General features: G+C 60.5%; 7 protein-coding genes. 5 read left to right on the top strand and 2 right to left on the bottom strand.

Going from position 1 to position 6301, the window contains the following annotated elements:
- Positions 1-127: 127 nt before the first annotated feature.
- The 5 genes from nfsA (at position 128) to B3Y70_RS00260 (ending at position 5330) form a co-directional block, all read left to right on the top strand.
- Positions 128-865: an oxygen-insensitive NADPH nitroreductase gene (gene nfsA, locus B3Y70_RS00280; protein WP_286895997.1), complete on the top strand. Its 738-nt coding sequence runs from the start codon at positions 128-130 to the stop codon at positions 863-865.
- Positions 866-971: 106 nt separating this feature from the next.
- Complete coding sequence (mqo, locus tag B3Y70_RS00275) at positions 972-2489, top strand: malate dehydrogenase (quinone) (RefSeq protein ID WP_226610085.1); 1518 nt, start codon at positions 972-974, stop codon at positions 2487-2489.
- Positions 2486-3643 carry a Re/Si-specific NAD(P)(+) transhydrogenase subunit alpha gene (locus tag B3Y70_RS00270; RefSeq protein WP_288589029.1) on the top strand — a complete coding sequence of 386 codons (1158 nt, stop codon included), beginning with the start codon at positions 2486-2488 and terminating at the stop codon, positions 3641-3643. The genes mqo and B3Y70_RS00270 overlap by 4 nt, the downstream gene beginning before the upstream one ends.
- A complete protein-coding gene (locus tag B3Y70_RS00265) occupies positions 3643-3930 on the top strand; it encodes an NAD(P) transhydrogenase subunit alpha (protein WP_011783921.1) in 288 nt (95 codons plus the stop codon). Before B3Y70_RS00270 ends, B3Y70_RS00265 begins: the two co-directional genes overlap by 1 nt.
- A gap of 2 nt (positions 3931-3932) precedes the next feature.
- A complete protein-coding gene (locus tag B3Y70_RS00260) occupies positions 3933-5330 on the top strand; it encodes an NAD(P)(+) transhydrogenase (Re/Si-specific) subunit beta (protein WP_288589028.1) in 1398 nt (465 codons plus the stop codon).
- Here B3Y70_RS00260 and B3Y70_RS00255 read toward each other — a convergent pair whose 3' ends face one another.
- Together B3Y70_RS00255 and B3Y70_RS00250 are read right to left on the bottom strand one after the other, a co-directional pair.
- Positions 5331-6002 carry a LutC/YkgG family protein gene (locus tag B3Y70_RS00255; RefSeq protein WP_288589027.1) on the bottom strand — a complete coding sequence of 224 codons (672 nt, stop codon included), beginning with the start codon at positions 6000-6002 and terminating at the stop codon, positions 5331-5333.
- On the bottom strand, positions 6002-6301 hold a 300-nt coding region (locus tag B3Y70_RS00250; protein WP_288589026.1), incomplete at its 5' end, for a lactate utilisation protein LutB domain-containing protein. The genes B3Y70_RS00255 and B3Y70_RS00250, both read right to left, overlap by 1 nt.

The raw sequence follows: 6301 nt of genomic DNA, 5'->3' as shown, positions 1-6301 counted from the left end.
GTAAACCTATTTCAGGACTAGACAGGTTGGTCATACTATCCGGACAACTACCCACCTTTGTCCGCTTGTGCGGTTGCTGATGAGCAAGCTATCGTCTGTTTTCTTTCTTAAAGACAGGCTAGAGGCTATGAATCCGACCATTGAACTTCTGAAATCCCACCGCTCTATCCGCAAGTTCAAGGACCAGCAGATCCCACGGGAACTGTTCGAAGAGCTGATTCGTGCCGGCCAGAGTGCCGCCACCTCCAATCACGTTCAGGCCTATTCCATCATCCATGTGGTCAACCCGGAGAACCGCCGTAAGATCGCCGAACTGGCCGGCGGCCAACCCTATGTCGCCAACAGTTCCGACTTCCTGGTGTTCTGTGCCGATATGAAACGGGCGACCGAAGCCGCAGAGCGGGCCGGTGCCGAGGTGATACGAGGTATGACCGAGCAACTGCTGGTTGCCACCATCGACACCGCCCTGATGGCACAGAATGTCGCCATTGCCGCGGAATCCGAGGGGCTGGGACTGTGTTACATCGGAGGTATTCGTAACAACCCGCAGGACGTGAGCGAGATTCTGAAACTGCCGGAACATGTCTACCCGGTATTTGGCATGTGCCTCGGCTACCCCGATCAGAACCCGGAAGTTAAGCCCCGGCTGCCACTTTCCGCGATTCTGAAAGAAGACGCCTACACTGATGCCGATGACACCGCACTGGTGACCCGTTTCGACCAGACCATGAATCAGTATTACCAGGCCAGAAGCAGCAGCAATAAGGACACCACCTGGTCCGAACAGCTGAAGCCACTGTTTACCTCAAAACTGCGCCCGCACATAAAACCATTCCTCAACGATCGCGGTTTCGGTACCAAATAGATCGATTTTTTCGATGCATTCGCCTCAGTAAATACGATTCTTGCGGCAACCGCCTTAGACTAAAGTATGCCCCCTTTGTTCGTTTGCTACTGAAAGGGGCATACCCATGGCGGGCTTCGATACCGATATTCTTCTGATTGGCGGCGGCGTTATGAGCGTCACGCTGGCCTCTCTGATTCAGCAACTGGACAGCTCCCGGTCAATCACCCTGGTCGAACAGGGTCAGCAGCTGGCCGGAGAAAGCTCGGACGCCTGGAACAACGCCGGCACCGGTCACGCCGGTTATTGCGAACTCAACTACACCCCCGCCAACCCCGATGGCAGCGTTTCCGTAGAGCGGGCGCTCGCCATCAACGAGCGCTTCGAGCTCTCACTTCAGTACTGGAGCAGCCTGGTTGAGAAGGGGCTCCTGCCAGCACCGGCCAACTTCATTCGCCGGGTGCCACATCTGAGCTGGGTTCAGGGTGCCAGGGCCTGTGAATTTCTGAAAACCCGCCACAGAGCCCTCGAGGGCCAACCGCTGTTTCAGGAGATGGAGTTCAGCGATCAGCCAGACACCCTCGCTCGCTGGCTCCCGCTTATCCACGGTACCCGGCAAGCCTTTGAGCCGGTCGCAGCTACCCGCGTCGCCCACGGCAGTGACGTCAATTTTGGCGCACTGACACGCCTGCTGGGGCGCTCCCTGGCCCAGCACAAAGCCTGTGATATTCAGCTCCAGTGCCAGGTAACCGATATCAAGCGCGAAGCCGGCGGCTGGCGCGTGAGCCTGCATCACCTGGGCAGCGGCGAGAAACGCAGCATTACCAGCCGTTTTCTGTTCATTGGCGCGGGCGGAGCGGCCCTGTCATTGCTGCAGAAGACCGGTATTCCGGAAATTCGCGGCTACGGGGGGTTCCCGGTATCCGGCCTGTGGCTGGCCTGCGATAACGAAGACATGGCCCTGTCACACAACGCCAAGGTCTATAGCCAGGCACCGGTTGGCGCCCCACCCATGTCGGTGCCCCACCTGGACACCCGATTTATCAATGGCAAGGCGGCGCTGCTCTTCGGCCCCTTCGCTGGCTTTACCACCCGCTTCCTCAAAAGCGGCGATCGATCGGACCTGATCCGCTCAGTTCGCAGCCACAACCTGCGGCCGCTGATCGACGTTGGCGTGCACAACTGGCCGCTGACCCGATACCTGATCAAAGAAGCTCTCAGCCCCAAATCGGCCCGCCTCGGCGAACTGGCGCGCTTTATGGAGGACCCGGATCCGGCTCAGTGGCAATTGGTACGGGCCGGGCAGCGTGTTCAGGTTATCAAGCCAACGGCCTCGGGCCGGGGCAGTCTGGAATTCGGCACCGAGGTTTTGAGCACTGAGGACCGATCCCTGGCAGCCCTGCTGGGCGCTTCACCGGGCGCCTCCACCTGCGTCTCCGCAATGCTGGAGGTTATAGAACGTTGTTTCCCGGAGCTGATTCAGGGCCAACCGCTGCAAACCCTGCAATCGCTGATTCCGAGCTACGGTCAATCGCTTCAGGCCAACCGCCAACTGCTGGCCGATGTCCGCCGCTACACCCTTAACACCCTGGGACTGAACACCGGGGCAGAACAAACTCAAACTGAACGGAGCCTGTACGCATGATGATAGGGATTCCCAGAGAACGACAAGACGGTGAAAACCGTGTGGCCATTATCCCATCCGGAGTTTCCACCCTGCTGGAGGCCGGCTACGAGGTGGTGGTCGAGAGTGGCGCTGGCAGTGCCGCCCATTTCACCGATGACGACTATCGCCACGCCGGGGCCATCATCGCCGACAATGCCGACGCTCTGTATCGTCAGGCCACAGTCATCCTCAAGGTTCGGGCGCCCTCCTCAGAGGAAGCGCGACTGATTCAGCAGGACGCCACCCTGATCTGCCTGCTCGATCCCTGGTTCAACCAGCCGCTGCTGGAACAGCTGGCCGGGCAAAACGTGCAGGCATTTGCCCTGGACCTGGTGCCCAGAACCACCCGGGCCCAGTCCATGGACGTGTTGAGTGCCATGGCGGGCATCAGCGGGTACCGCGCCGTCCTCAGCGGCGCCATGGCCCTGCCCCGTTACTTCCCCATGCTGATGACCGCCGCCGGCACCATTCACCCAGCCCGGGTACTGGTCATTGGCGCCGGTGTTGCAGGTCTGATGGCCATTGCCACCGCCCGCCGCCTGGGCGCAGTGGTCGAGGCCTACGACCTTCGCCCTGAGGTGAAAGAACAGGTGGAGAGCCTGGGTGCCGATTTCATTGAAATCGAAGTGCCTGCATCCGATACCACCGGAGACAGCGGTTATGCCAAGGCGCAGAGCGAGGCGTTCTACACCGCCCAACGACAGCAACTGGCAGACTGCGTCGCCCGCGCCGACCTGGTGATCACCACGGCGGCGGTGCCCGGAAAACCGGCTCCCAAACTGATTGACCAGGAAATGATCCACCGCATGAAGAGCGGCTCGGTGATCGTGGATCTGGCGGCCGACAAAGGCGGTAACGTGGACGGCACCGTTCTGAACCAGAAAGTGGATGTGGACGGCGTTACCCTGGTCGGCCATGCCAACCACCCCTCCCGCGTACCGGTGCATGCCTCCCAGCTGCTCACCCGCAACATTACCGCCTTTTTGCTCAACATGACCGAAGACGGTCGTGTGGTGCCCAAGCTGGAGGACGAGATTGTTGCGGCCACACTGGTGGTCCAGCACGGCAGCGTCCGCCACAACGCCGAGACTCGAGAAAACCCGGAAACCTCAACCCAGAAGGACACGGACTGATGGAACTGTTTGCACTCAGCTTTACCATTTTCATTCTGGCATTGTTCGTCGGGGTAGAACTGATCAACAAGGTTCCGCCCACCCTTCATACCCCGTTGATGAGCGGCACCAATGCCATCTCCGGCATCGTAATCGTCGGCGCGATCATCAGTGCGGGCAGCACAGAGCTGTCGCCTAATGTCGCCGGCGTTCTGGGCTTTATCGCTGTCACCCTGGCCAGCATCAATATCGTAGCTGGCTTTCTGGTGACGGATCGCATGCTGAATATGTTCAAGCGGAAGGGATAACCATGTTTGCATTGATCAATCTGTCTTACCTTGCAGCTGCTGTCTGCTTCATTCTCGGCATCAAGGGCATGACCCGCCCGAAAACGGCCGTACGTGGTAACCAGCTGGCCGCCATCGGGATGCTGATTGCCGTGGTTGCCGCCCTGTTGCACCAGGAAATCATCAGCTACGCGGCCATCATCGCTGGTATGCTGCTGGGCGGCTCGATCGGCGTCTGGCTCGCAAAACGGACCGCAACCACGGAAATGCCGGAACTGGTGGCGAGCCTGAACGGTATCGGCGGGGGCGCCTCCGTTGCGGTGGCCGCCAGTACCTGGATGCATGCGGTTAACGCCACCGGTGCCGGAAGTAGTGGCTGGACCGCCGCTATTCTGGCCTCCATCGTCATCGGCTCAGTGACCCTGACCGGGTCGGTCGTAGCCGTTCTGAAACTCAAGGGGAATATTGGCGACAGCCGGAACAATCGCCTGTGGCACAGTGTCACGCTGGTTACTCTGATTGCCGCCGTGACCGGAGCGGTGCTGTTTGCCACCAGCGGCAGCACCAGCCCGCTGGCCCTCGCGGCCCTCGTAGGGCTCTGCCTGCTGCTTGGTATTGGCCTGGTCCAGCCTATCGGTGGTGCCGACATGCCGGTCGTCGTCGCTCTGCTTAACGCCTATTCCGGCCTGGCGGGCGCAGCCACCGGGTTCGTGCTGGGCAACCAGGGGTTGATCATTACCGGTTCCCTGGTGGGAGCTTCCGGGCTGATTCTGACCGCCATCATGTGCAAGGCCATGAACCGGTCCCTGCCCAACGTTCTGTTCGGCGGTGTACTGGGCGGATCAGACAGCAAGGCGAGCCAGCAGGACGAAGGGGAGTTCTACGATGGCAAGGTGAAATACGCCACCCCTGACGACCTGGCTCTGCTGCTCGATGGTGCCCGTAAAGTGGTCATGGTGCCCGGATACGGCCTGGCGGTGGCTCAGGCCCAGCATGCGGTGAAAGAACTCGCCAACCAGCTTGAGGGCCGTGGTGCCAAGGTCAGTTACGCGATTCATCCGGTGGCAGGCCGGATGCCAGGACACATGAACGTGCTGCTGGCCGAAGCTGAAATCCCTTATGACCAGCTGAAAGACATGGACGCCATCAACCCGGAACTGCCGCAGGCGGACGTGGCCATCGTGCTCGGCGCCAACGACGTGGTAAACCCGGCCGCCGCCGAAGATCCGAACTCGCCCATCTTCGGCATGCCCATACTGGATGTGCACAAGGCGAAAACGGTGGTGGTGGTCAAGCGCAGCCTGTCCGCCGGCTTCGCCGGCATTCCCAACGGTCTGTTCATTCGCGACAACAGCCTGATGGTGAAAGGCGACGCCAAAGAAGTCCTGCAAGCCACCACCAGCGCGATCAAGGAACTCTGATCAGGCGTCCTCAAGGATGAGGACCACCAGCTCCTTGGGGCCATGGGCTCCATAGGCGAGCACCTGCTCAATGTCCGCCGTCTTGGACGGACCGGAGACCAGCAACAGGTTCGTGGGCAAACCCGCGGACCAGTTGTGTTTCTGCATCATCCCATACAGGTTGTCTTCGACTTCACTGGCCTTGAGCAACGCGATATGCAACGGCGGCAAAAGACTCATCAGCCGCGGCTCCTGGCGATCCGGCCACAGTACCAGTGAACCGGTGGCAGCAATCCCGCCCACCGTGCCCGTCACGCTGGCATCCACCTGCCAGAACAGCTCCTCCTTCCATTCCTCAATGGGGCGGTCATAGACCAACAGCTCCGGTCTGGGCTCCGCACGCTGCCAGTGCTCCGCCAGTTGCTTGCCGTGGTCGGTACCCGGGGCATAGAGCACATTCTTCAGACCGCGGCTCTCCAGCAATTCCTGAACCTTTGAGGGCCATTGCTCGGTCGTCAGCTGGTGGATTTCGGTGTGCACCGCTTCCATCAGAGAACGCAGGCGGGTAATCCGATCCTCCGGCGCATACTGCCAGGGGCGAGTCACCAGGCCCTCATCGAAATCATCCGGCCGGGGAGTGGTGCCGGCCAGACCGGCACGGAGCTTGTTGAGAATGTTGCTGCGGGCACTCATCACCGGTCTCCCTGATTCAAATGAGCTTTGGCAAGATCGTGCAAAGACCGCCGGGCCGGTATCGGCGCCGAGTGATTCTCGGTCCATGGGCCGACGTTTTTCGGTGCCAGTTTGCCAAAACGGGTCGCGCCCCACAGGAACAGACGGTAAAACGCCGGCGACGTATTCAGCCTGGCCCAGAAGCGCCAGATTGCCCGCTCCTTGCGGGAATATTTGGCGCCGCCGTCTTTCACTTTCGGCTGTTCGGCGGGGCTTTTCACGTTTTCCTGGCGCAGGCGCTGCAGCATTTCCGGGATCGG

The sequence above is a fragment of the Marinobacter sp. UBA5687 genome (assembly GCF_002420325.1).
Classification (GTDB): Bacteria; Pseudomonadota; Gammaproteobacteria; order Pseudomonadales; family Oleiphilaceae; genus Marinobacter; species Marinobacter nauticus.
This window is presented reverse-complemented; position numbering and strand designations above follow the sequence as displayed.

What these genes read in the sequence shown, in the direction of transcription:
- nfsA (WP_286895997.1), top strand. Translation starts at nt 128, where the DNA reads ATGAATCCGACCATTGAACTTCTGAAATCCCACCGCTCTATCCGCAAG.
- mqo (WP_226610085.1), top strand. Translation starts at nt 972, where the DNA reads ATGGCGGGCTTCGATACCGATATTCTTCTGATTGGCGGCGGCGTTATG.
- B3Y70_RS00270 (WP_288589029.1), top strand. Translation starts at nt 2,486, where the DNA reads ATGATGATAGGGATTCCCAGAGAACGACAAGACGGTGAAAACCGTGTG.
- B3Y70_RS00265 (WP_011783921.1), top strand. Translation starts at nt 3,643, where the DNA reads ATGGAACTGTTTGCACTCAGCTTTACCATTTTCATTCTGGCATTGTTC.
- B3Y70_RS00260 (WP_288589028.1), top strand. Translation starts at nt 3,933, where the DNA reads ATGTTTGCATTGATCAATCTGTCTTACCTTGCAGCTGCTGTCTGCTTC.
- B3Y70_RS00255 (WP_288589027.1), bottom strand. Translation starts at nt 6,002, where the DNA reads ATGAGTGCCCGCAGCAACATTCTCAACAAGCTCCGTGCCGGTCTGGCC.